Raw genomic sequence first — 23,780 nt, 5'->3', positions numbered from 1 at the left:
AAATAGCCTTTAGATAAAGGATATCCAAAATGTTTATAGATAGTGTAAGTTTTACTGTAAGTAGTGGCAAAGGTGGGCCAGGCTGTGCTAGTTTTCGCCGTGAAAAGCATGTTCCTCTAGGTGGGCCAGATGGCGGTGATGGCGGAAATGGCGGTGATGTATATTTTATAGTTGATAATAATACGCATACTTTAGCAAACTACAAAGGTAAAAGAGTTTTAAAAGCTGCAAATGGCGTACCAGGACTTCCAAGAAATATGACTGGTAAAAAGGGTGAGAACCTTGAATTAATTGTACCGCCAGGAACTGCTGTGTATGATAATGATAGTGGAGAGTTGCTACTAGACCTTACAACTGAAGGTCAAAAAGAGTTATTTTTACTTGGCGGCAAAGGCGGTCTTGGCAATATTCATTTTAAAACTAGCGTAAATCAAGCACCTTCAAAAGCTCAGCCAGGACTTCCAGGTGAGACTAAGAATATTAGACTTGAATTAAAGCTGATTGCCGATGTTGGTCTTGTTGGTTTTCCAAATGTTGGTAAATCTACCTTAATCTCAGCTGTATCAAATGCTAAACCACAAATTGCAAATTATGAATTTACTACGCTTACACCAAAGCTAGGATTGGTTGAAGTAGATCAATTCAATGGATTTGTGATGGCTGATATTCCAGGTATTATAGAAGGAGCTAGTGATGGCAAAGGGCTTGGAATTAAGTTTTTAAAACATATCGAAAGAACTAAAGTTTTGCTATATATGATAGATTTAGCAAACTATAGAAGCCTTGAAGAGCAGTTTGAAACTCTAAGATCTGAAGTTGAAAAATTCTCACCTTTACTTGCTAAACGAAGTTTTGCCATTGCTCTTACTAGAGCAGATGTGGCTGAGGATATTGATGAAAAAGTTCAAAATTTTATATCTAAATTTGGCTTTGAAACAAAACAAAGTGGATATAAAATTGATACTTCACTTCCATATTTTGTAATGCCAATTTCAAGCGTTAGCGGAGAAAATTTAAAAGAGCTTAAATTCGCTCTTTTAGAGATTTTAAAAGATGATACTACAGCCTAAAATTAGGTGATAAATTTAGATAAATTTAGATATAATTCTAGCCCTAAATAATTATAAAAAGGGCTAGAGTGAAACGCATAGTTATAAAAGTTGGCTCACATGTTTTAAGCGATGAGAATGCAATTAGTCAAAGTAGAATAGACAATCTTTGTAAATTTTTAAGTGATTTAAGCAATAAATTTGAAGTTATTTTAGTTAGCAGTGGAGCAATTAGCGCTGGTCAAGCCAAATTTGATCTACCAAGAACAAGTGTTATAAATAAGCAAATTTTATCTAGTCTTGGACAACCATATTTGATGGAAATATACTCTAATACCTTATCAAAATATGGTAAAATGGCAGCTCAAATTTTGCTTACAGCAGGTGATTTTGACTCTAGAAAAATTACTAATCATGCTAAAAATGTAATTAATGGCTTGCTTGAAAATAAAATTCTACCAATTATAAATGAGAATGATTCTACAGGAATTAGCGAGATAGTTTATGGGGATAATGATAGATTATCAAGTGCGGTAGCGTACTATTTTGATGCTGATTTATTAGTGATATTAAGTGATATAGATGGTTATTATACAGCCGATCCAAGTTTAGATAAAACTGCTACAATAAGATCAGTAGTAACTAGTATCGATCAATCTGAATTAACTAAAAATTCGCAAACAGGCTCAAAGCATGGCACAGGTGGAATTACTACAAAGCTATTAGCGGCTGAATTTTTAATGCAAAATGGCAAAGATATGTTTTTAGCCAGCGGGTTTGATCTTAGTGTAGCAAAAGAGTTTTTGTTAAACTCAAACCAAATTGGCGGTACAATTTTTAAAGGTAAAAGATGAAAAATATAGTTTTTATGGGAACTCCAAGCTATGCTAGTAAGATTTTAGAAGAGATTTATAAGGCTAAATTTAATATTCTTGCTATCTATACTCAGCCTGATAAACCAGTAGGTAGAAGTCAAACTCTTACCCCACCAGATGTAAAAAAACTAGCCATAGATTTAGGACTTAATGATATAGTTTATCAGCCAAAATCTTTAAAAGAGAGCGGAGTTAAAGAGCATATTAAATCACTAAATCCTGATATTATTATAGTAGCAGCTTATGGACAGATTCTACCGCGTGAAATTTTAGATATTGCGCCTTGCGTGAATCTTCATGCATCTATTTTGCCAGCATATCGTGGTGCATCTCCTATACAATCGGCTATTTTAGATAAAAATAGTTTAAGCGGAGTTGCAGCTATGGCAATGAATGAAGGGCTTGATAGCGGTGATATTTTAGCCTTTAGTATTCTTGATATTACCAATATGAACTCATATGAATTATTTGATAAGTTAAGCATAATGGCTGCAAATTTGACTATTAAAATACTAAATGAGTATGAAAATATCAATCCAATCAAGCAGTTTGATGCTCTTAGTTCAAAGTGTAAAAAGATAAAAAAAGATGATGGTCTAGTTGATTTTAGTGTTGATAGTGTTAGTCAAATTTGGACAAAATTTTTAGCATATTATGGATGGCCAGGGATTTTTACTAAAAATGGAATAAAAATTTTAGATATAGAAGTAGCAAATCTAAATGGTGGAATTGGTGAAATTTTATCCATTAATGATAATGGTTTTGTAGTTGGTGTAAATAATGGAAGTATTTTAATAAAAACACTACAAGCAGCTGGTAAAAAATCAGTTGATGCAAAAAGTTATTTAAATGGCAAAAGGCTAAGTGTTGGAGATAGAGTATATTTGTGAGTGCCAATCGACACAAACTAAACTAATTGAAGATATAAAATCATTTAAAAAATATCCTCCGTGTGCTATAGTGGCTGATTGTCAAAGTCATGGCATAGGAAGTAGAGCAAATAACTGGCAGAGCCCAAAAGGCAATTTATACTTAAGCTTTGCAATAGATGCCAAGGATTTACCAAGCGACTTAGAGCCAGTATCTGCAAGCATATATTTTGCCTATATTTTAGTCTTGGCACTTAGAGAAAAGGGCTCAAAATTATGGCTAAAATGGCCAAATGATATTTATCTAGGAGAGCATAAAATTGCAGGTATTATTACAACAAAAATTAATAGCGTATATGTATGTGGAATAGGGCTAAATTTAAAAAGTGCTCCTAGCTTTGCTAAGTGCCTAGATATAGAGCTTAGTAGGGATTTTATACTAGATTTGTATTTTAAAAGTTTAAATGCTAAGCCGCAATGGAAGCAAATTTTTAGCAAATATTTGATAGAATTTGGATTGTCAAAGAATTTTTGTGTCCATATAGATGAGAAGCCAGTGAGCCTAAGCGGTGCTACATTGCAAAGCGATGGCTCGATAATAATAAATAATAAAAGGGTGTATTCAGCAAGATGAGTGAGGTTATAACCATTGCCAACCAAAAAGGTGGCGTAGGAAAGACTACTACAGCTGTCAATTTAGCAGCTTCGTTGGCTGTGGCTGAGAAGAGAGTTTTGCTACTTGATATTGATCCGCAAGCTAATGCGACGACTGGGCTAGGCTTTAAAAGAAGTGATTATGAATTTAATATCTATCATGTTTTAACTGGTAGAAAAAATATCAGCGAAATAATACTAAAAACAGAGCTGCAAATGCTTGATATTGCCCCATCAAATATTGGGCTAGTTGGTATTGAGCAGGAATTTAACGAGCAAAATCGTGACTATAAAAATATTTTAAAAAGCAAGCTAGCAACCATCCGTGATAGCTATGATTATATAATAATCGATAGCCCACCAACACTTGGAATTTTAACAATTAATGCACTAACTGCTAGTGATAGCGTTATTATTCCGATTCAATGCGAGTTTTATGCTATGGAGGGTTTAGCACAGATTTTTAACACTGTAAAAGTGATAAAAGAGACAACAAATCCAAAATTAGCTATCAAAGGATTCTTGCCTACGATGTATAGTTCGCAAAATAATCTCTCTAAAGAGACGGTTGCTGATTTGAAAAAACACTTTAGTAATAAGCTATTTAAGGCTGAAAACTGCGAAGATGGGTTTGTCATAATTCCTAGAAATGTTAAATTAGCTGAGAGTCCAAGCTTTGGTAAGCCAGTTATTTTATATGATATAAAATCTAGCGGCTCTTTAGCCTATCAAAAATTAGCTCACTCGATAATGGGGTAATATGGCACTTGGTAGAGGATTAGACTCCATCTTAGGTGATGTTGAGCAAGCATATAATAAGGAATTACACAAAGAGTTAGTAGCTGATATTGAAATTGATAGAATTGAGCCAAATCCGTTTCAGCCTAGACGAAATTTTAGCGATGAATCATTAAGAGAACTTAGTCAAAGTATCGAGCGTCACGGGCTAATTCAGCCAATTATTGTTATTAGAAAGGGTGATAATTTTACACTAATTGCTGGCGAAAGGCGTTTAAGGGCTACTAAACTTTTAGGAGAGGATAAAATCAAAGCAATCGTCGCAAATATCGGCGATAAAAATTTAAGAGAATTAGCACTAATTGAGAATATCCAAAGAGAGAATTTAAGCCCAATTGAACTAGCAAATGCATATCAAGAGCTAATTAATGAATATAAAATTACCCAAGAGGCTTTAGCGTCTATTGTTAAAAAAAGCAGAACGCAAATAACCAATACTCTAAGACTTTTAGGGCTTGATGAACATACTAAAGAGTTAATAGATGAGGGTAAAATTACTCAAGGTCATGCTAAGATTATGGTTGGTCTAAATAAAGATAATCAAAAACTAGTAGCTGATAGTATAATGGGGCAAAAGCTTAGCGTAAGAGATACTGAAAATTTAGTAAAAAGACTTAAAAATAGCAATCAAAGCAGACCAAGGATAGATTTTGAGGATAGAAAAAATTTAAATTTGCTTAAAGATTTAATTGAAGAACTTGGAATAAAATGTAAAATAAACGGGCAAAAAATTACTTTAAATTTAAATGATAGTAAAAAAATCGATAATATGATAAAAATAATTCAAAAAATTCAGTAGAATTTATTTTTTAATATTGTAAAATACTCGATTAGTTTAATGAAATTACATAAGGAGAACCGATGCTACAGATAGATCCGCCGTTGTTGCTGATTACATTAGTGATCTTTTTAGGGCTTATCTTTGTGCTAAATTCCATTCTCTACAAGCCTTTGCTTGGTTTCATTGATGATAGAAATAAATCTATCAAAAATGATGAAGAGAGCGTTAGTAAAAATGCTAGCGATACTGGAAATTACGAAGCCCAAATAGAGAAGATCATAGGTGATGCTAGAGCTGAAGCTCAGGCTAAAAAGCATGCTGCTTTAAGTGAAGCTAAAGAGAGAGCAGCTACTAAAGTTGCTATCAAAAAAGAGAGTTTAGAAGCTGATTTTGACAGCTTTATGGCTGGACTTGCCGATAGAAAAGCTGAGTTAAAATCTAATTTAACCGCTAAAATTCCAGAATTAAAAAGTACCCTTGCTGGTTCTTTATCAAAAATGTAGGAGATTTGTATGAATATTAAATTTATCCTATTATTAGCAGCTCCAATGCTTGCTTTTGGTGCTGGTAGCGGAAGCGGTGAGTATGATATCATTCCTAGGGTGATTAACTTTGTTATATTCTTTGCTATACTCTACTACTTAATAGCTAAGCCAGTTAAAGCTGCATATCATGGCAGAATTAACGCTATTGCAAATAGATTAAACGCTATTCAAGAGAAGCTAAAAGCCTCAAATGCTAAAAAAGAAGAGGCTGCCAAAAAGGTAGAAAATGCTAAAGTTATTGCAAATGACTTAACTCAAGCTGTTAAAAAAGAGATAGAAATCATGTTAGTTAAGATAGAAAAAGATACTCAAAATGAGATTGCTATCTTAGAAAAAAGTTATGAAGAACAAAAAGACTTTGAAGAAAGAAAGCTTGTTAGAGCCGTAGTTAGCGAAGTTTTAGATGAGCTATTTGCAAGTGATGCTATGAAAATAGATCAAAATGAGCTTATCAATCTTATTATGAAAAAGGTGAGCTAAATGAGAGAAATAGTAGCCAAAAAATATGTAAAAGCACTAATTTTAGCTTTAGACGCTGATGAATTTAATAGAGTAAGTGACGAGATTAGTAAGTTAGCTGCTGCGTTTGGCCTAGATAAATTTAACTACATAATAGACTCGCCAATCATTGATGCGAAGTCTAAGGTTGAGTTTTTGCTAACTTTAGTTAAAGATAATAAAAATGAAAAACTTGCTAATTTCTTAATGCTTTTAAGCCATAGAGGTAGATTACACTTAATTCCAGAAATTGCAAGAGAATTTGAATATCAAAAAGCTTTAAGAGATGGTAAATTTAAAGGTTTAATCTCTGGAAATATCGAGTTAAGCGAAGCTCAAAAGAGTGAGTTGGAGCAGAAATTTTCTAAGAAATTTGATGTAAATATTGAATTTCAAACTGTAAAAAACGAATTTAATGGCATTAAAATTGAGATTGACGATTTAGGTGTTGAAGTTAGTTTTTCAATCGATAGATTAAAAGCTCAAATGAGCGAATATATATTAAAAGTAATTTAATAAGGAGTAAAAGCGTGAGTGTTAAGTTAAAAGCTGATGAGATTAGCAGTATCATCAAAGAACGCATAGAAAACTTTGATCTTAGCGTTAATATTGAAGAGACTGGCAAGGTTATATCAGTCGCTGATGGCGTGGCAAATGTTTATGGTCTTAAAAATGTCATGGCTGGCGAGATGGTTGAATTTGAAAATGGTCAAAAAGGTATGGCGCTAAACCTAGAAGAGAGCAGCGTTGGTGTTGTTGTTTTGGGTGGTTGTAATGATATTAAAGAAGGAAGTAGCGTAAAAAGACTTGGTAGACTTCTTAGAGTTCCAGTAGGTGATGCACTTATTGGTCGTGTTGTAAATGCCTTAGGAGAGCCAATTGATGGTAAAGGTACAATTGATGCTACTGAGACTAGATTTATTGAAGAAAAAGCTAAAGGCATTATGGCTAGAAAATCTGTTCATGAGCCACTTCAAACAGGTATTAAGGCGATTGATGCTCTTGTGCCAATTGGTAGAGGTCAAAGAGAGCTTATTATTGGTGACCGTCAAACTGGTAAAACTACAGTTGCAACTGATACAATTATCAACCAAAAAGGTCAAGATGTAATTTGTATTTATGTAGCAATTGGTCAAAAACAATCAACAGTAGCCCAAGTTGTTAAAAAACTTGAAGAATATGGCGCTATGGACTATACAATTGTTGTAAATGCAAGTGCTAGCGATGCAGCTGCTTTACAATATTTAGCACCGTATGCTGGTGTAACAATGGGTGAATATTTCCGTGATAATTCTCGTCATGCGCTTATTATTTATGATGATTTAAGCAAACATGCTGTTGCATATCGTGAGATGTCACTTATTCTTCGCCGTCCACCAGGTCGTGAAGCTTATCCAGGTGACGTATTCTATCTACACTCAAGACTACTTGAAAGAGCAAGCAAGCTAAGTGATAAACTAGGAGCAGGAAGCTTAACAGCATTGCCTATTATTGAAACTCAAGCTGGCGACGTTTCAGCTTATATTCCAACCAATGTTATCTCTATTACAGATGGTCAAATTTTCCTTGAGAGTGATCTATTTAACTCAGGTATCCGCCCAGCAATTAATGTCGGTCTATCTGTATCTCGTGTTGGAGGTGCTGCACAAATTAAAGCTATCAAAAAAGTATCTGGTACTCTAAGACTAGACCTAGCTCAATACCGTGAATTACAAGCATTTGCTCAATTTGCAAGTGATCTAGATGAGAGTAGCCGTAAGCAATTAGAGCGTGGTCAAAGAATGGTTGAAGTTCTAAAACAACCACCATACAGCCCGCTTCCAGTTGAAAATCAAGTTGTAATTATTTTTGCAGGAAGCAATGGATATTTAGACGATCTTCCAGTGTCTGCTGTTACTAAATTTGAAGCTGAGCTTTATCCATATATCGAGGCTAAATACCCAGATATTTTTGAACAAATTCGTAACAAAAAAGCGCTTGATAAAGATATCGAAGAGGCACTAGATAAAGCATTAAATGAATTTAAAGCAATATTTAGCGCTGAATAAGGCTAAAATATGTCAAATTTAAAGGATATTAAAAGAAAGATCAAGAGCGTACAAAACACGCAAAAAACTACAAAGGCGATGAAGCTCGTCTCTACTGCGAAATTAAAAAAAGCAGAAGAGGCAGCTCGCCATTCTCGTGTTTATGCTCTAAAGATCAATGAGGTCTTAAGCGAGATAGCTTATGAGATTAATAAGTTTAAAATCGTTGGCGAAGGTAATAAATTTTTTGATACAGAGGCTAAGGTAGAAAAGGTTGATATAATTTTTGTTACTGCTGATAAAGGTCTTTGTGGAGGTTTTAATATCTCAACTATTAAAGCTGTAAGAAATATGATAGATGAGTTTAAATCTAAAAAAGTTAAAGTTCGCTTAAGAGCTGTGGGTAAAAAAGGTATTGAATTTTTCAATTTCCAAGGTATTGAGATTTTAGAAAGTTACCGCGGCGTAAGTTCAGCACCTACATATGAGAAAGCTCAAGAGGTTATTAAAGTAGCTATTGCTGATTTTGTAGCTGGAGTAACTGATAAAGTTATTTTAGTTCATAATGGCTATAAAAATATGATTTCTCAAGAACTAAGAGTAAATACCATAGTTCCAGTTGAACCACCAGTGATTGAAGATAATCAATTGCATAGTTCACTTATGGACTTTGAGCCGGAACATGATGAGAGAATACTTGATGAGCTTATGAGAAAGTATTTTGAGTATAGTATGTATTATGCTCTTATTGACTCTTTGGCGGCTGAACATAGTGCTAGAATGCAGGCTATGGATAATGCAACAAATAATGCTAAAGCTAGAGTAAAAGAGTTAAATCTTGCCTATAATAAAGCAAGACAAGAGAGTATCACAACAGAGCTTATAGAGATTATAAGTGGCGTTGAGAGTATGAAGTAAATTTATAAGGAGTAATAATGAAAGGTGTAATTAGCCAAGTTATGGGTCCTGTAGTTGATGTTGATTTCAAAGACTACTTACCTAAAATTAACGAAGCTATTGAAGTAAATTTTACTGTTGAAGGTAATACGCATAAGCTAGTATTAGAAACTGCTGCACATCTAGGAGATAATAGAGTTAGAACAATTGCTATGGATATGAGTGAGGGTCTAACTCGTGGTCTAGAGGCTACGGCTTTAGGCGCACCTATTAGTGTACCTGTTGGTGAAAAAGTTCTTGGTAGAATTTTTAATGTTGTAGGCGATTTAATAGACGAAGGTGCTGAAGAAAAATTTGACAATAGATGGTCTATCCATAGAGATCCGCCTCCATTTGAAGAGCAAAGCACAAAAAGTGAAATCTTTGAAACTGGTATTAAAGTTGTTGACCTTCTAGCTCCATATGCAAAAGGTGGTAAGGTAGGTCTATTTGGTGGTGCTGGCGTTGGTAAAACAGTTATTATTATGGAACTTATTCATAATGTTGCATTCAAACATAGTGGTTACTCAGTATTTGCTGGTGTTGGTGAGAGAACTCGTGAAGGTAACGACCTTTATAATGAAATGAAAGAATCGGGCGTTTTAGATAAAGTTGCCCTATGCTATGGTCAAATGAACGAGCCACCAGGGGCAAGAAACAGAATTGCTTTAACTGGTCTAACAATGGCTGAGTATTTCCGTGATGAGATGGGACTAGATGTTCTTATGTTTATTGATAATATTTTTAGATTCTCTCAATCAGGTTCAGAAATGTCAGCACTTCTTGGACGTATTCCAAGTGCGGTTGGTTATCAACCTACACTTGCTAGTGAAATGGGTAAATTACAAGAGAGAATTACATCAACTAAAAAAGGTTCTATCACATCAGTTCAAGCTGTTTATGTACCTGCAGATGACCTTACTGACCCAGCTCCTGCGACTGTTTTTGCTCACCTTGATGCTACTACAGTTCTTAATAGAGCCATTGCTGAAAAAGGTATTTATCCAGCGGTTGATCCACTAGATTCAACATCTAGAATGCTAGATCCACAAATTTTAGGTGAAGAACACTATAGAATTGCTCGTGGCGTTCAAGCAGTATTGCAAAAATATAAAGACTTGCAAGATATTATTGCAATTTTAGGTATGGATGAGCTAAGCGAAGAAGATAAATTAACTGTCGATAGAGCTAGAAAAATTGAAAAATATCTATCTCAGCCATTCTTCGTTGCAGAAGTATTTACAGGTAGTCCTGGTAAATATGTAAGTCTAGAAGAGACAATCGCTGGATTTAAAGGTATTTTAGAAGGTAAATATGATCACCTACCTGAAAATGCATTTTACATGGTAGGAAATATTGATGAGGCTATCGCTAAAGCTGAAAAGATGAAATCGTAAGCCAAAAAGGAAGCTATATGAATACAATACATTTAGAAATAGTCACCCCAGAAGGGCTAATATTTTCTAATGATGCTAAAATGGTAGTCCTTCCTGGTGCAGATGGCGAGTTTGGCGTTTTGCCAGGCCACGCCTCTTTGGTTTCCTTGCTTAAAATTGGCGTAGTAGATATAGAAAATCTAGATGGAAGTCATGACGCAGTTGCTATTGATTGGGGCTATGCTAAGATCGATGAAAACAAAATTAGCATCTTAGTTGATGGTGCTGTACATGTAAGTGGTAATAGCGAAAGTGAGATTGCTAAATCTATAGAAAACGCTAAAGCTCTTGTAAGAAAAATGCATGATAGCAATGGAATCTTAGCTACTGCATTATCTAAGATTGATAGTTCAGTAAGGGTTAGATAAGTGGAGTCTATAGAACTTCTTATAAGTTATTTATCTAAAAGTAGCTTGGTGACAATCGTCGTTCTTGCGTGGTTGTCACTCTACTTTGTTATTAGTTTTACTATTTTATTCTCAAGATATAATGGACTTAATCGCTGGATTAAAAGAGAGAAGCAATCTTTGGAGGCGATCTTGCTTGGAAATAAGCTTGAAAATACAGATTCAGTTTTAAAAAAATGCCCACAATCAAATTTAAGCAAAGAACGTCTAGAAGTCTTTATATCACTAGCTCAAACTAACTCTACAAGTGGCCTTACAGCTCTTGCAATTATCGCATCTACTTCACCATTTATAGGGCTTTTTGGGACTGTTATTAGTATATTAGAGACATTTGCAGCACTTGGTCAAGGTGGTGGTGCAGCATCTCTTTCAGTTATTGCGCCAGCTATTTCAGAAGCTTTAGTTGCTACTGGTTGTGGAATATTTGTAGCTATTCCAGCTTATAGTTTTAATCTATTGATTAAACGTAAAGCTTATGAATTAATAAGTCTTATACAAAGAGAAACAAATTTATTGCTTAGTAGTAAATAGATGATAAATTTTGATGAAAATCCAGAACTAAATATTACCCCTTTAGTTGATATTATGCTGGTGCTATTAGCTATTTTAATGGTAACAACACCAGCTATTATTTATGAAGAGCAAATTAGTTTGCCAGATGGTTCAAAATCTAAAGTATTAAGCCAAGAATTAAAAAGTTTAACAGTTAGAATTGATAGTCAAAGACAAGTATATATTGATCAATCTAAAATGTCTTTAAATGAACTTAGCGATAATTTAGTATTATTATCTAAAAAGTATGATAAAAATTCACCAGTATATATAAAAGCTGATAAGAGACTTATATATGATGATGTTATGTTTGTTTTAAAAAGTATGAAAAATGCAGGTTTTTCTAAGGTTGCCTTAGAAACAAATGGTTAATGAATAGTAAATTTGGAATCTCATATAACACTACAGGCGCTTTTTGGTGTTCTGTAATATTATATTTTTTCATTATATTTTTTATATTTTTTAAACTCAGTAGATATGAAGAGAGCATAAAATATACAAATGACAAAGACGCATTTATGGATGTTTTTGTAGTAGAATCAGATATTAGTCAAAGTATCAAAGCGCCTGAGCAAAATGAACAAAAAATAGAAGAATTTATAATTAAAAAGCAAGTAGAACCACCTTTAGAATTAAAACAAGAGACAACAAATAAAGATATTGTGTCACAAAAACAAGATATACCAAGTGTAAATTTAAGCGATCTTTTTAGCGAGGCTGCACCTATAGATATTACTCCACAGACAACTCAAGCCGTTCAAAGTAATGCTAAAAGCGAGACAAAATCTAATTCAAAAAGTGCAGCTGATATTATCGCTTCGCTCCAAAAAGATATAGATAAAAAAGCACCAAAATCATCAATGACAGGCGTATATAATAAATATATGGGCGATATAGTAGAGATTATTCAAAATAGATGGGTGCGCTATAAAGCAGATACAAACAATAATGCTAAGGTTAAAATTATTATAGATAAATTTGGAAAACTAAGCTATCATATAGACGAGTATTCATTAAATAGTGCATTTAATAGCAAGGTTAGGGAGTTTTTAGAGCAGTTAAAAGCCATAGATTTCCCAGTTCCACCTAGTAAAGATGCTACTGTATTGGATATAAATTTAATTGATTTAATAGAAACGGAGTAAAAGTGAAAAAGCTATTTTTGTTACTTATGATCTGCATTGGATTAATAGCTGCAGATGGTAGAGTCGATATTGTAAATAAGGGGCTTGTATTGCCAAAAATTATAGTTCAAGATGCTACGCAAAATTTTGGCAATAGAGCATTACAAGATAAATTTTTTAAGCTTATCGTAGGGGATTTAAAAGTTGGTTCAGCATTTGAGGTCTTAGATAAGTATTATACTAGTGATTTTAATGATAGCGCAATCCTTACTAGCGAGCAAAATGCTGATTTGATATACAGATATGCTCTAACTCAGTTAGGCAATCAATTAAGTCTAAAAGTTAAGGTGTTAAATGCTAAAAATAATCAGATAAGATTTAGTGGTGAGTATATCCAAAGCGTGGATAAATTTCCATTTTTAGCGCATAAAAGCATTGTAGAACTTGCTAGAAATCTAAATTTATCCCCAATTGAGTGGATGGATAAATCCATTATATTCTCTCAATATACAACACCTGGCAAGAGCAATATTGTAGTAGCAGATTATACGCTTACATATCAAAAAATTATAATTAGCGGTGGATTAAATATCTTTCCAAAATGGGCAAATGATGATCAAAGTGCTTTTTATTACACATCTTATGTAAATTTAACTCCGACTCTTTTTAAATTTGATTTACATACTAAACAAAAGAGTAAAATCATTCAAAGTAGCGGTATGATTGTAGCAAGCGATGTCAGTCGTGATGGTACTAAATTGCTTTTAACAATGGCACCAAATGATCAAAGTGATATCTATCTATATGATATATTTACTAAAAACTTAAAACGAATTACTACATTTAGTGGAATCGATGTCAACGGTAATTTTGTAGATAATGATACTAAAGTAGTATTTGTCAGTGATAGAATGGGATATCCAAATATATTTTCTACTAGTCTTGATGGCAATGGGTTAGTTGAACAGATGGTATTCCATGGTAAAAATAATAACTCAATTAGTACTTTTGATAATTATGTGGTATATTCAAGTCGTGAGAGTGCAAATGAATATGAGCAAAAGACTTTTAATTTATATTTAATTTCAACAAAAAGCGACTATATTAGACAACTTACAGCAGGCGGAGTTAATACTTATCCAAGATTTTCTAGTGATGGTGGAAGCATTGTATTTATCAAAAATATTAATGGAAGTAGTTTGGTTGGAATTATCAGGGTTCATGAAAACCGCAGTTTTCAGTTCCCTTTAAAAATTGGTAAATTACAGTCAATTGATTGGTAATAAATATTAAATTTATATCTAAAATTTGAATATTTATGCTATAATTCGCCCAAAATTTTTTTAAAAAGGAATGAGATGAAAAAAATAGTCCTAGTTTCTACTGTTGCTGCGGCTCTATTTATGGCTGGTTGTAGCTCAAAATCTCCAGAGGTAGATATGAGTGCAGACGCAAATAAAGCTAATCAAGGTGTTATCAGCGCTGCTGAGAGATTAAATTCATTACAAGCTCAAGTTCAAAATGTATATTTTGATTTTGATAAATTTAGCATTCGTCCAGATATGCAAAGCGTAATTAATCAAAACGCTTCTATTTTTAATCAAGCTGGCAACTACAAAGTAATGGTAGAAGGCAACTGTGATGAGTGGGGTAGTGATGAGTATAACTACGCTTTAGGTGTAAAAAGAGCAAAAGCTGCTAAAGATGCTTTAATAGCACAAGGTATCGCCGCAGATAGAATCGAAATTACCAGCAATGGTGAGAGCAAACCTGTATGTACTGAAAAAACAAAATCTTGCGATGCCCAAAATCGTCGTGATGAATTTAGACTACTTCCATAATTTTATCTAATAAATGAAAAAATTTATCCATGTTGCAGCCGTTTTGGTTGCAACTTCTATATTTGCTGAAGTTTCAGTATTCGATGCAGGTAATATAAATAAAGAAAATCCATATGGCCTTACAGAAAGTGAAAAGGTTTTATTAAATAATAAAAAAAAGGTAGATAGACTAGATCAAAATATAGGCTCAATGCAATCTGATGTGGCTCTAGCTCAGGAGAATATCGAAGGTGTTAAAAGCCTTTTAGATGGTATAAATCAGCGAATTTTAGCAATTGAAAGTAGAGTAACTCAGCTAGAAAATAGCCTAAATTTGCAAAAAACTACTACCGCCAAAGATATATCAAATTTAAAATCACAAATCAAAGCAAACAAAACTAAGCATGATGAAGATATTAAAAATATCACTAAAGCACTTGGTGAGCTAACTGCTTTAATAGATAGCAAACATCAAGAGACTTCAACTGCTGAGCCAAAAGCTCAAACAAAATCTGAAGATAAAAAAGCTGTAAACAAAGAAGTTAAAGAGCAAACATCTCAAAATAAAGAGACAAAATCAAATTTAAAACTTGATGATATGCCAGCTTCTGAGATTTTAATAATGGCTGATAAGGCCTATAAAGCTAAGGAATATAAAAAAGCTAGCGAGTGTTTCACTCATTTAATTAGTAAAAACTATAAGCCAGCCTACTCAAATTTTATGCTTGGCGAGATTGAATATTTTAACAAAAGTTATAAAACTGCCGTACCATATTATGAAAAGAGTGTAGCAATTAGCCAAAAGGGTAATTATATGCCAAAGCTATTGTATCATACAGCAATTAGTTTTGATAAAATAGGCGATATAAAAAGTGCTAATAAATTTTATAAAGCATTAAAGCAAGCCTACCCAGATAGCGCAGAGGCAAAAGCTGCGCCTGATAGAAAATAATTTTAGGAGAGAGATATGTCAAAAGTTATTAAAATGTTTTATGAGCTAAAAGATGCTAATAGTGGCGAACTTTTAGAATCAAATATAGGTGGTCAAGAGATTGCATTTGTAAGTGGTAAAAATCAAGTTTTAGAAGCACTTGAGAGTGGTGTTTTAAATTTAGAAGTTGGTCAAAAAGCTACAATTAAAATTCCAGTTAGCCAAGGCGTAGGCGAATATGATGAAAACGCTTTGCAAGTACTTCCTAAAGAGCAGTTTGCAGGAATTGATTTAAATATCGGAATGGAGCTTTTTGGCGAAGGAGAAGATGGTAGCACAGTTCGTGTAACTGTAAAAGCTATCGGTGAAAATGATGTAACTGTAGATTTTAATCACCCATACGCTGGTAAAGATTTGGAATTTAATGTACAGATTACAGAAAATAGAGATGCTGATGCTGATGAGGAGCTAACAGGTGTTGTAGCTATGCCACATGTATGTGGTTGTGGTGGTCATAGTCATGAACATCATCATGGACATGGCGGCTGTGGTGGTCATGGTGGTTGCGGTGGTCATGGTCATCATCATCATGATGATGAAGATGAGTGTTGCAATGGTGCTCACCATGATGAAAATGGTGGCGGATGCTGCGGTAAACACCACTAAGAGTTTGATATGAGAGTAGCTTTTATTTTCCCTGGTCAAGGCTCACAAAGTATTGGTATGGGGCAGGAAATATATAATGAATTTAGCAGTGCTAAGGAGCTATTAGATAGTGCTAGTCAGCATTGTGGGATTGATTTTAAATCCTTGCTTTTTGAGCCAAATGATAAGCTTGGTGAGTCTGAATTTACTCAGCCAGCAATTGTGTTAAATTCATTAATGTGTTTTGAAGCGTTTAAAAGTCAATTAAATTTGAAACCAGAGCTTAGCTTTGGACACTCTTTAGGTGAGTTTAGCGCTCTTAGTGTAAGTGGAGCAATTAAACCTTTAGATGCTATTAAGGTTGTAAATTTGCGTGGTAAATTTATGGCTCAAGATTGTGCAGAAATTGGCGCTGGAATGATGGTGATTTTAGGTCTTAGCAATGAAAAAGTTGAAGAGATCTGTAAAAATAGTAATAAACAAATTTGGGCAGCAAATTATAACTGTGATGGTCAAATAGTAGTAGCTGGTATCAAAGGTGATCTTCAAGCAACTGTAGATGAGTTTAAATCTGCTGGAGCCAAAAGAGCAATGCTGCTTGATATGAGTGTAGCAAGTCACTGTCCTTTGCTTCAAAATGCTAGTATAAAGCTTGCCAATGAGCTTGAAAATTTACTAAGTGAAGAGTTTGCGCCAGTAATTTCAAATGTTACAGCCAAGACTTATACTACTAAAAAAGAGGCTTTAGAATTATTAAAACTTCAATTAACTAGCCCAGTTTTATATCAAAATAGTGTAAAAAATTATGTTGATAAGGTTGATTGTTTTATTGAATTTGGTGCAAGCGTATTAAAAGGAATGAATAAAAAAATCTGCGATAAACCAACATATAGTATCACAAATTTAAGCTCACTCAATGAAGCTTTAGAGGCGTTAAGATGAGAATTGCTATCCTTGGGGCTATGAGTGAAGAGATTGAGTTTTTGCTAAAAGCAGTTGGTAATTATCAAAAGATTGATCATGCTAGAAATTCATTTTATAAAGCACAGTGTGGCAATCATGAATTAGTAATAGCCTATTCAAAGATTGGAAAAGTCAATGCAGCTTTAACTGCAATAATTTTAGTTGAAAAATTTGGTTGCGAAAAGCTGATATTTACTGGCGTTGCTGGTGCTTTAAATGAAAATTTAAAGATCGGTGATATGCTATATGCCACTACTACAGCTCAACATGATTTAGATATTACAGCTTTTGGACATCCACATGGTTATGTGCCTGGAATTAATATTTTTGAAAATAGCGACGAGAAGTTAAATAGCGTAGCTAAAAAGGTGGCTGATTCTTTAGGTATTGGTTTAATTGGTGGAGTAGTTGCTACTGGCGATCAATTTATCTGCAATGAAGAAAAAAAAGAGTGGTTAAAATCTACTTTTAAAGCTGATGCAGTTGAGATGGAAGGGGCAAGCGTTGCTCAAGTTTGTGCTGCTCTTGGTGTTGGATTTTGTATGCTTAGAGCTATTAGCGATGAAGCTGGCGGTAAAGCAGAGGTTGATTTTGATACATTTTTAACTCAAGCAGCAGATAAATCGGCTAAATTTGTTTTAGAAATGGTAAAAAATATATGATAGAACTAAGCAAAAAATTAATTAGACAAGTTGGCCAAACTAACGCTAAGTATAAGATGTTTGAAAAAGGCGATAAGATTTTACTGGGTTTAAGCGGTGGTAAAGATAGCCTTAGTTTGGCACATATTCTTAAGCATTTTCAAAATGTAACCCCTGATAAATTTGAATTTGAAGCAGTAACGCTAAGCTATGGAATGGGTGAAAATTATGAATATTTAACCCAGCATTGCAATGCTCATGGAATCAAACACAGCGTAATTGATAGCTCTATATTTGAGATTAGTAAAGATAAAATTCGTAAAAACTCAAGTTTTTGCAGCTTTTTTAGTCGTATGAGACGAGGATATCTCTATACATATGCACTAGCTAATGGGTTTAATAAGCTTGCTATTGGACATCATTTAGATGATGCTGTAGAGAGTTTTTTTATGAATTTTACATACAATGGAGCTATGAGAACTCTAGCACCAAAATATACTGCTAAAAATGGCGTGATAGTGATTAGACCGCTTATTAATGTGCGTGAGCGTCAATTGCGTGATAATGCTACTAGAAATGAGCTTAGAGTAATTGGTGATGAGGCGTGTCCTGCTATGAGGTTTGATGTTAAAATGCCACATGCAAGAGCTGAAACTAAAGAGCTTTTAGCTACTCTTGAAAAGCAAAATCCAAAACTATTTGTAAGTTTGCAAGCTGCTTTTGAAAATATACATTTAGATACATTTTTTAAGGTTAATGGGGCTGACCCATTAGTCCCTTTTGAACCAAAAAATCGAAGGCACCCGTGAAAGATGTCTTCGATTTTTGTTTTTTTTGGATGAAATATAGAGGATTTTCCCCCTATATTTGGTTTTGTATGATTGTTTTTCCCTCATATTTCCTTACTCTAGTTACTAATTTCCTAAAATTGTGCGCAAGAAATACAAGTCCCATTTCCTTAAAAATTTTTTCAGCTCCTCGGACATGGAATCTTTTAAATTTCATATTTTGTTTAATGTTTCCAAAAACTGTTTCGACATCTATCTTTCGCTGCGCATAGTATGAGGCTGTTTCTTTGCTTTCTATCTTTTCATTCGCTTTTATTTTTATATATTCCCAGGTTGGATTAATATTCAAACGTCGATTTTTTCCTTCTTTTGCTTTGGTACATTTCTCTCTCAATGGACATCCTGTACAATCTTCACATTCATAGATTTTGAAGTTTCGAATAAATCCATTTCTATCTTTACGTTGTGAATAATGTGAGAACACTACTCTTTTCTGATTGGGACAAATATAGTAATCATCCAACTCGTTGTAAGTCCAATTATCTCGATGAAACTGATTTTGTTTATGGGCGCGTTTCTTCTCTTTTAAGTAACCTTGATGCGGAATGATGGGGGTGGATTCTGTTTCGTCTAACACATAACAATAATTTTCTTCACTTGCATAACCGGCATCTGCGACAATATTTTCTGGTAAACCTATTTTTGATTCAATCTTTTCAAGAAATGGGATAAATGTTCGTGTATCTGTTGGATTTGGATAACAATCATAAGCAAGAGCAAATTGATTTTCTGTCGCAAGTTGAATATTATAACCTGGTTTTAGTTGGCCATTAAGCATGTGATCTTCTTTCATTCGCATAAAAGTAGCGTCATGATCCGTCTTTGAGAAACTATTGCGTACACCCATAATCACTAATTGTTCTTCGTAGCTCATTTTTCTTTGGGCAAAATCATCGAATCGCTTCTTCTGCTTATGAACTTCAGATTTTTCTTTACGAAGTAATTTTCGTTCTTCTACTGTTTCGGTTTGGTCAATCGCTTCAATTAATTGATTTTCCTTTTCTTCCAAAGATTGACGAATCCTTTCAATCTCTTCTATAGAAAGTTCATCCTTTAAATCATCTATTAACTCAGGTAAGATTTTTGTTTCCACCATTTGTTGGTAGTTTTCAAGGGCTTTTTGATCAAGGCTATCCTTATACTTTAAAATACTTTTTTTCCAAACGAAAGAGTATTTATTCGCATCCGCTTCAATTTTTGTACCATCAATGTATAGAGCACTGCCACTGATTAAGCCACTTTGAACCAGTAGCTCACGAAATTGAACAAATGAATGATCTAGAATATCGTTCATAATCGGATGAACGCGAAAACGATTAATAGTACGAAAGTTAGGGAATTGCTCTTGAGATAAGTAGCGCATCCGAATACTATCTATCAGCATATTTTGTATTTGGCGGCCCGAATAAACCCCTTGAATATAGGCACAAAGAATAATGGAAAGTAGAATACGAGGATGATATTGGGGTCTACCCATAGATTGATAATAAGGAAGAAAGACTTCATCGGGAATAGAGTCAACAAACTGCACAATGGCATGAGCAAAATCATTTTCTTCTAATTTAATTTCAAGATCTATAGGCAAACAAAGTTGGTTTATGGTATAATTTTGATACATGATAAAGCACCTCTCTCAAATGGATTAATCACCTATATTATAGCAGAGTGTGCTTTATTTTTGTATTCACTTTCAAAAGATAAATAGAGGTCTTTCCACTACTATCTAAATGGAAAGACCTCTATTTTTCATATAGGAGCTACTTTTGGGTCAGCCCCAATATATTTTATCTATTTTTGATTATTTTCTCAATGCCTAAATCATCATTATCCTTAGTATTGTTATTATTTTCTTCAATAGTAATATTTTGTTTGTTTGTAGTATTTTCTTGATAATTTTGGCTATGATTTGGCTTGTTGCTTAAGACTTCCATTAGAATTTGAATTTGCGAGTTGCTTTTTTCTAGCTGAGATTTTAAAAATTCTACATTTTCATTACTAGCTTTAAGTCTTGAGTTTTCTTCTAATAATCTTTGATTAATTTGATTTTGTTTTTCTAATTCACTTTTAAAAAATGTGATTTCTGATTGTAATGATGGAATAGTATTGACTTTTTGATTTAAGTTCTCATTTATCTCTTTTTGTTTTTCTAGCTGAAATTCAAAGTCTTTTATTATATCATCACTTTCTGCGATCGCTTCATCTCTTTCATCTAGAAGTTTTTGAAATTTATCTGTAATTTCATTGATTTGAGCATTTGTGCTGTTTGTAAAATCATTGGCTTGTTGTTCTAAAATACTTTGAAACTCTTCTTGTTTATTTGATAAATCTTCATTTAGTCTTGTAACTTCAGCACTTTTTTTCGCCACTGCTGATTTTAGTTCGCTTATGTAATTATCTTTTTTTTCTAATACATCGTTATGGGATCTAATGTTTTCATTTAGATCTTTCACTACAGATTTTAGCTCTGATATTTCATCATCTTTTTGTTTTGAGTTTAAAATATCTTGTGTGAATTGAAAACTAGCAAATCGAATAGTATCTTCATTCCCATATTTTTGTCTTATATAGTCTAAAGAGTCAATTAACGATCCGCTTTCTTGCATATTTCTCTTTAAATCAAAATAAGCATTCTCGCTATCTTTTTCGGCTTTTTTCAATCTAAGTTCTGTTTTTTCACGCTCTTTTTGCCTATAAAGCTCAAAGCTTTTTTTTATGATATTATCGATACTTTGTTGAGTGATAGTTTTGTTATTCATACTGATTTCTTCTACATTTTCTGCATTTGATACATCTAGTTTAGTAATGTTTTCAGCTGATTTTTCATTGCTTCTTATTGTGATATTTGCAAATGCGTTATCTATTTGTTTATCGTTACTTCCAGCTTTTAATGAATTTCTACGACTATTATTCTCAGATTTTATCTCTTTACTGGCAATTTCACTAGCTTGTTTGCTAAGCTTTTCTTTTTCCAAAGCTTCCTTCTTCTCTTTTATGCTTAAATTAGCGTAATACATTATCTCATCTAATGAATTTTTTTTCAGTTCTTTACTATGTCCATTGAAATATTCATAAGAAAAGTTATCATTCTTAAATCCAGCGTTTGAAAGCTTAAAAGCAAAATCAGATATAAATTTAGCAGAGATAAAATTGTTATCCTTTGCGGATGAAAAATTTTCAATTATAGTTGTTCGCTCTCTAGCATTTGTTATAACATATTTATCATCTTCTTTATAGATACCTCTTTTATAATAGAAAAGTTCTAAATCGTCATTATCTATATTTTTAAGACATAAAAATGAATTTGAATTTAAATCTAAAAAAATATCTTTAATAGCTTTTTTATCGTCTTCATTGGCGAAATTTGATATATTAAATGTAAGTTTGTAAAAATCATTTTCATTGATTTTTGGTAAAGACTTAGCGTTAATGTAATTTAGTAGCTCTTTATCAAAAGAGGATATATTGCCATTTTTAAAATTTTCTATGATGGTTTCTCTAATTACATTAGCATTTTCTAATAGTTCAGCTACATCACTTTGCTGAAACATATAGTCTAAATTTAAACTTTTTACATATTGGCTATATTCATCATAGCTTCCATTGAAATGTTCCCATAAAGCATAAAAATAAGGAATTGAAACTTGAAAATCTACATTTAATTCTTTTATATCAGCTTCTCTGTTTGAAACTATTATATCCATTTTTTGTCCTTTTTATTTAGATTTTAACAAAATTCCGAAAAGTTAGGTTAAAAAATTACTTAAATTTCGTAAGTTTTCGTTTTTTATACATTTTTAATTTCATTTCAAAATTATTATAAACTATTTTATTCTTATTTTTCTTTTTCTTGCTATATTGATTGATTATATCTTGAACTCTATTATTGCTATGATTTTTTATAGAATTTACAAAATTACTTTTGTGTTTATTTGCTAATTTCTTTATATCATTTATGTTAAATTGTTGAGCTTTTTTTAGTTTTTGTTGTTTTTTATGATCTTCTATATCTTGAGCAGTTTTTGTATTTGTGATTTCTGTTTCTAGATCCAATTCGATGATTTGGTCTGTAATTTGATAAAAAGGAACGAAATTTTTCTTGCTCATAGCACTTTGAATATCCATTTCATATCCTAAATCTACAATAATTTGAGCTATTACTTGTTCAGCAATATCTGCATTAACGCCAACATACTGAATATGTGGGCTATTGATTTCTCTATCTTGTAAATGTATTTCAGCTACGCCATAACAATTGTTGTCTAAAAGCTTTTTAAACAAGATTTTTTCTAAATTTATAATATCATCTTCATCTAGACTAATATTTCTGCACCAAATATTAGCGGTTTTTAAATCACCTAGGTCTCTTAAATATGATATTAGTTTCTTTTTAAATGCCAAAAATCCATTTTTGGTATTTGGATTTTCTTGTTTATTCTTGATAATTACTGCTAGTTCGTCTAATAAGTCTTTTCTTAAATTTTCATCCTCTAAAATAAATATAGCATCTTTGAATTCTCTAAGAAATGATTTTGATTTAGGTTTTCTAGCTGGTTGTAGCATTATTTTTGCTTTCTTGTTTGCTTATGAGTGCATTCATTGTTTAAGCTATTAATTTCATTTAAATATTCCATCTGTCTTTTATAAGTGTTGATGAAAAATTCAGTATATTTTGTATAATCACCAGTTTCGTAATAATCAATCATAGCCAAACGATATAAAGAATAATCTTCTTTTTTACTATCTATTATCACTAAAGGCATAATATTGTCATTTTTTAATGAAATGAATTGCATCACTCTTGCGGTTCTTTTATTGCAATCTTCAAAATATTGTAAATAGCATAGATTATTATGCAGATATATTGCTCTTTCAAAAGGATTAGTTAAATTTTTATATTGTGAAAATAAAAATTTAAGCTCTTCTCTTAATCTTTCGCCACTAGATAAAGGTATATAAGAAGAGCCTGTTATACCAGTAAGATTTCCATTTCTCATAGCTCCTTCATTTTGTTTTAAAACTAAATCTTGTGATATGATGCTATGCAAAAAATGTATAGTATTTAAATTTACTTCCATACTATCTCTCATAATTTCATTAAATGAATTGCGTAAATTTATAATCATTTTTGCGTCTGTATATTTTTTGCCATTTGCGGTAATTCCATCTTCTATGAGTGCTAAGGTATCAGCTTTGGTATAGGTATTTCCTTCAATTTGAGCCGATGAATAGATAAAATCAAAAGAGATTTTATCTATCAATCTAGCATTATTTATAAAATCATTTAACGAAAATTCATTAGCTAAAGATTCTAATTCTTCTTTTTGATTATCAGAGAGAATCACGCTATTATTTAAAAAATTTGGATTATATAGCATTTTATC

The 23,780-nt window shown here is 32.6% G+C and carries 27 protein-coding genes; 23 read left to right on the top strand and 4 right to left on the bottom strand.

From position 1 onward, the window contains the following. Window positions 1-29: 29 nt before the first annotated feature. The 23 genes from obgE (at window position 30) to CIGNP91_RS06675 (ending at window position 18,360) form a co-directional block, all read left to right on the top strand. Complete coding sequence (gene obgE / locus CIGNP91_RS06785; RefSeq protein ID WP_086248660.1) at window positions 30-1,070, top strand: GTPase ObgE; 1,041 nt, start codon at window positions 30-32, stop codon at window positions 1,068-1,070. A 68-nt stretch (window positions 1,071-1,138) separates the two neighbouring features. Further along, window positions 1,139-1,903 (top strand): glutamate 5-kinase, encoded by a 765-nt coding sequence (gene proB, locus CIGNP91_RS06780; RefSeq protein WP_086238930.1) that lies wholly within the window; start codon window positions 1,139-1,141, stop codon window positions 1,901-1,903. Next, complete coding sequence (fmt, locus tag CIGNP91_RS06775; RefSeq protein ID WP_086253733.1) at window positions 1,900-2,814, top strand: methionyl-tRNA formyltransferase; 915 nt, start codon at window positions 1,900-1,902, stop codon at window positions 2,812-2,814. Before proB ends, fmt begins: the two co-directional genes overlap by 4 nt. Continuing rightward, the gene (locus tag CIGNP91_RS06770) at window positions 2,792-3,427 is read left to right on the top strand and encodes a biotin--[acetyl-CoA-carboxylase] ligase (RefSeq protein ID WP_086226796.1); all 636 of its coding nucleotides are present in this window, start codon (window positions 2,792-2,794) and stop codon (window positions 3,425-3,427) included. The genes fmt and CIGNP91_RS06770 overlap by 23 nt, the downstream gene beginning before the upstream one ends. Further along, window positions 3,424-4,206 carry a ParA family protein gene (locus tag CIGNP91_RS06765; protein ID WP_086225049.1) on the top strand — a complete coding sequence of 261 codons (783 nt, stop codon included), beginning with the start codon at window positions 3,424-3,426 and terminating at the stop codon, window positions 4,204-4,206. Before CIGNP91_RS06770 ends, CIGNP91_RS06765 begins: the two co-directional genes overlap by 4 nt. 1 nt (window position 4,207) lies before the next feature. Next, entirely contained in the window at window positions 4,208-5,044 is an 837-nt protein-coding gene (locus CIGNP91_RS06760) for a ParB/RepB/Spo0J family partition protein (RefSeq protein ID WP_086225050.1), read from the top strand. Window positions 5,045-5,106: 62 nt separating this feature from the next. Continuing rightward, the gene (locus CIGNP91_RS06755; protein WP_086225051.1) at window positions 5,107-5,529 is read left to right on the top strand and encodes a FoF1 ATP synthase subunit B'; all 423 of its coding nucleotides are present in this window, start codon (window positions 5,107-5,109) and stop codon (window positions 5,527-5,529) included. A gap of 9 nt (window positions 5,530-5,538) precedes the next feature. Next, window positions 5,539-6,051 (top strand): F0F1 ATP synthase subunit B, encoded by a 513-nt coding sequence (locus CIGNP91_RS06750; RefSeq protein ID WP_086225052.1) that lies wholly within the window; start codon window positions 5,539-5,541, stop codon window positions 6,049-6,051. Beyond that, the gene (locus CIGNP91_RS06745; protein WP_086253732.1) at window positions 6,052-6,585 is read left to right on the top strand and encodes a F0F1 ATP synthase subunit delta; all 534 of its coding nucleotides are present in this window, start codon (window positions 6,052-6,054) and stop codon (window positions 6,583-6,585) included. Between the two features lie 14 nt (window positions 6,586-6,599). Beyond that, window positions 6,600-8,117: a F0F1 ATP synthase subunit alpha gene (gene atpA, locus CIGNP91_RS06740; protein ID WP_086225054.1), complete on the top strand. Its 1,518-nt coding sequence runs from the start codon at window positions 6,600-6,602 to the stop codon at window positions 8,115-8,117. 9 nt (window positions 8,118-8,126) lie between these two features. Next, a complete protein-coding gene (atpG, locus tag CIGNP91_RS06735; RefSeq protein WP_086228447.1) occupies window positions 8,127-9,014 on the top strand; it encodes an ATP synthase F1 subunit gamma in 888 nt (295 codons plus the stop codon). Between the two features lie 17 nt (window positions 9,015-9,031). Next, the gene (atpD, locus tag CIGNP91_RS06730) at window positions 9,032-10,429 is read left to right on the top strand and encodes a F0F1 ATP synthase subunit beta (RefSeq protein WP_086225056.1); all 1,398 of its coding nucleotides are present in this window, start codon (window positions 9,032-9,034) and stop codon (window positions 10,427-10,429) included. Between the two features lie 17 nt (window positions 10,430-10,446). Continuing rightward, the gene (atpC, locus tag CIGNP91_RS06725; RefSeq protein ID WP_086226793.1) at window positions 10,447-10,836 is read left to right on the top strand and encodes an ATP synthase F1 subunit epsilon; all 390 of its coding nucleotides are present in this window, start codon (window positions 10,447-10,449) and stop codon (window positions 10,834-10,836) included. Further along, window positions 10,837-11,406 carry a MotA/TolQ/ExbB proton channel family protein gene (locus tag CIGNP91_RS06720; RefSeq protein ID WP_086225058.1) on the top strand — a complete coding sequence of 190 codons (570 nt, stop codon included), beginning with the start codon at window positions 10,837-10,839 and terminating at the stop codon, window positions 11,404-11,406. It begins immediately after the preceding gene. Continuing rightward, window positions 11,407-11,799, top strand: a complete 393-nt coding sequence (locus CIGNP91_RS06715; protein ID WP_086225059.1) for a biopolymer transporter ExbD — start codon at window positions 11,407-11,409, stop codon at window positions 11,797-11,799. Next, window positions 11,799-12,572 carry a TonB C-terminal domain-containing protein gene (locus tag CIGNP91_RS06710; protein ID WP_086241682.1) on the top strand — a complete coding sequence of 258 codons (774 nt, stop codon included), beginning with the start codon at window positions 11,799-11,801 and terminating at the stop codon, window positions 12,570-12,572. Before CIGNP91_RS06715 ends, CIGNP91_RS06710 begins: the two co-directional genes overlap by 1 nt. Window positions 12,573-12,574: 2 nt before the next feature. Beyond that, window positions 12,575-13,834, top strand: a complete 1,260-nt coding sequence (tolB, locus tag CIGNP91_RS06705; protein WP_086225061.1) for a Tol-Pal system protein TolB — start codon at window positions 12,575-12,577, stop codon at window positions 13,832-13,834. A gap of 75 nt (window positions 13,835-13,909) precedes the next feature. Continuing rightward, window positions 13,910-14,392, top strand: coding sequence for an OmpA family protein (locus CIGNP91_RS06700; protein ID WP_086253731.1), 483 nt, complete (start codon window positions 13,910-13,912; stop codon window positions 14,390-14,392). Window positions 14,393-14,405: 13 nt separating this feature from the next. After that, on the top strand, window positions 14,406-15,323 hold the full coding sequence (locus tag CIGNP91_RS06695; RefSeq protein ID WP_086251547.1) for a hypothetical protein: 918 nt from the start codon (window positions 14,406-14,408) through the stop codon (window positions 15,321-15,323). Between the two features lie 15 nt (window positions 15,324-15,338). Beyond that, window positions 15,339-15,968: an FKBP-type peptidyl-prolyl cis-trans isomerase gene (locus CIGNP91_RS06690; RefSeq protein WP_086233782.1), complete on the top strand. Its 630-nt coding sequence runs from the start codon at window positions 15,339-15,341 to the stop codon at window positions 15,966-15,968. 9 nt (window positions 15,969-15,977) lie between these two features. After that, window positions 15,978-16,889: an ACP S-malonyltransferase gene (fabD, locus tag CIGNP91_RS06685; protein WP_086253730.1), complete on the top strand. Its 912-nt coding sequence runs from the start codon at window positions 15,978-15,980 to the stop codon at window positions 16,887-16,889. Beyond that, a complete protein-coding gene (locus tag CIGNP91_RS06680; RefSeq protein ID WP_086253729.1) occupies window positions 16,886-17,572 on the top strand; it encodes a 5'-methylthioadenosine/adenosylhomocysteine nucleosidase in 687 nt (228 codons plus the stop codon). The genes fabD and CIGNP91_RS06680 overlap by 4 nt, the downstream gene beginning before the upstream one ends. Beyond that, complete coding sequence (locus CIGNP91_RS06675) at window positions 17,569-18,360, top strand: tRNA 2-thiocytidine biosynthesis TtcA family protein (RefSeq protein WP_086253728.1); 792 nt, start codon at window positions 17,569-17,571, stop codon at window positions 18,358-18,360. The genes CIGNP91_RS06680 and CIGNP91_RS06675 overlap by 4 nt, the downstream gene beginning before the upstream one ends. Window positions 18,361-18,412: 52 nt before the next feature. Here CIGNP91_RS06675 and CIGNP91_RS06670 read toward each other — a convergent pair whose 3' ends face one another. The 4 genes from CIGNP91_RS06670 to CIGNP91_RS06655 form a co-directional block, all read right to left on the bottom strand. Beyond that, window positions 18,413-20,017, bottom strand: a complete 1,605-nt coding sequence (locus CIGNP91_RS06670; RefSeq protein WP_086253727.1) for an IS1182-like element IS1182 family transposase — start codon at window positions 20,015-20,017, stop codon at window positions 18,413-18,415. Window positions 20,018-20,183: 166 nt separating this feature from the next. Then, on the bottom strand, window positions 20,184-22,100 hold the full coding sequence (locus tag CIGNP91_RS06665) for a hypothetical protein (RefSeq protein WP_086253726.1): 1,917 nt from the start codon (window positions 22,098-22,100) through the stop codon (window positions 20,184-20,186). Between the two features lie 55 nt (window positions 22,101-22,155). Then, window positions 22,156-22,959 (bottom strand): hypothetical protein, encoded by an 804-nt coding sequence (locus CIGNP91_RS06660; RefSeq protein ID WP_086253725.1) that lies wholly within the window; start codon window positions 22,957-22,959, stop codon window positions 22,156-22,158. Next, window positions 22,959-23,774, bottom strand: coding sequence for a Fic family protein (locus tag CIGNP91_RS06655; protein ID WP_086253724.1), 816 nt, complete (start codon window positions 23,772-23,774; stop codon window positions 22,959-22,961). The genes CIGNP91_RS06660 and CIGNP91_RS06655 overlap by 1 nt, the downstream gene beginning before the upstream one ends. Between the last annotated feature and the right edge of the window lie 6 nt (window positions 23,775-23,780).

Origin of the sequence: Campylobacter sp. P091 (assembly GCF_002138935.1) — a bacterium.
GTDB lineage: Bacteria > Campylobacterota > Campylobacteria > Campylobacterales > Campylobacteraceae > Campylobacter > Campylobacter devanensis.
The sequence above is the reverse complement of the archived record's forward strand: the minus strand, read 5'-3'. Positions and strand labels throughout refer to the sequence as shown.

Bases quoted from the DNA above. Each gene is read 5' to 3' on its own strand.
- CIGNP91_RS06665 (WP_086253726.1), bottom strand. From the start codon at position 22,100: ATGGATATAATAGTTTCAAACAGAGAAGCTGATATAAAAGAATTAAAT.
- obgE (WP_086248660.1), top strand. From the start codon at position 30: ATGTTTATAGATAGTGTAAGTTTTACTGTAAGTAGTGGCAAAGGTGGG.
- CIGNP91_RS06750 (WP_086225052.1), top strand. From the start codon at position 5,539: ATGAATATTAAATTTATCCTATTATTAGCAGCTCCAATGCTTGCTTTT.
- fabD (WP_086253730.1), top strand. From the start codon at position 15,978: ATGAGAGTAGCTTTTATTTTCCCTGGTCAAGGCTCACAAAGTATTGGT.
- CIGNP91_RS06765 (WP_086225049.1), top strand. From the start codon at position 3,424: ATGAGTGAGGTTATAACCATTGCCAACCAAAAAGGTGGCGTAGGAAAG.
- CIGNP91_RS06670 (WP_086253727.1), bottom strand. From the start codon at position 20,017: ATGTATCAAAATTATACCATAAACCAACTTTGTTTGCCTATAGATCTT.
- CIGNP91_RS06700 (WP_086253731.1), top strand. From the start codon at position 13,910: ATGAAAAAAATAGTCCTAGTTTCTACTGTTGCTGCGGCTCTATTTATG.
- CIGNP91_RS06680 (WP_086253729.1), top strand. From the start codon at position 16,886: ATGAGAATTGCTATCCTTGGGGCTATGAGTGAAGAGATTGAGTTTTTG.
- CIGNP91_RS06715 (WP_086225059.1), top strand. From the start codon at position 11,407: ATGATAAATTTTGATGAAAATCCAGAACTAAATATTACCCCTTTAGTT.
- CIGNP91_RS06695 (WP_086251547.1), top strand. From the start codon at position 14,406: ATGAAAAAATTTATCCATGTTGCAGCCGTTTTGGTTGCAACTTCTATA.
- fmt (WP_086253733.1), top strand. From the start codon at position 1,900: ATGAAAAATATAGTTTTTATGGGAACTCCAAGCTATGCTAGTAAGATT.
- CIGNP91_RS06760 (WP_086225050.1), top strand. From the start codon at position 4,208: ATGGCACTTGGTAGAGGATTAGACTCCATCTTAGGTGATGTTGAGCAA.
- CIGNP91_RS06660 (WP_086253725.1), bottom strand. From the start codon at position 22,959: ATGCTACAACCAGCTAGAAAACCTAAATCAAAATCATTTCTTAGAGAA.
- CIGNP91_RS06755 (WP_086225051.1), top strand. From the start codon at position 5,107: ATGCTACAGATAGATCCGCCGTTGTTGCTGATTACATTAGTGATCTTT.
- atpD (WP_086225056.1), top strand. From the start codon at position 9,032: ATGAAAGGTGTAATTAGCCAAGTTATGGGTCCTGTAGTTGATGTTGAT.
- CIGNP91_RS06655 (WP_086253724.1), bottom strand. From the start codon at position 23,774: ATGCTATATAATCCAAATTTTTTAAATAATAGCGTGATTCTCTCTGAT.
- CIGNP91_RS06690 (WP_086233782.1), top strand. From the start codon at position 15,339: ATGTCAAAAGTTATTAAAATGTTTTATGAGCTAAAAGATGCTAATAGT.
- atpG (WP_086228447.1), top strand. From the start codon at position 8,127: ATGTCAAATTTAAAGGATATTAAAAGAAAGATCAAGAGCGTACAAAAC.
- CIGNP91_RS06745 (WP_086253732.1), top strand. From the start codon at position 6,052: ATGAGAGAAATAGTAGCCAAAAAATATGTAAAAGCACTAATTTTAGCT.
- CIGNP91_RS06710 (WP_086241682.1), top strand. From the start codon at position 11,799: ATGAATAGTAAATTTGGAATCTCATATAACACTACAGGCGCTTTTTGG.
- CIGNP91_RS06675 (WP_086253728.1), top strand. From the start codon at position 17,569: ATGATAGAACTAAGCAAAAAATTAATTAGACAAGTTGGCCAAACTAAC.
- atpC (WP_086226793.1), top strand. From the start codon at position 10,447: ATGAATACAATACATTTAGAAATAGTCACCCCAGAAGGGCTAATATTT.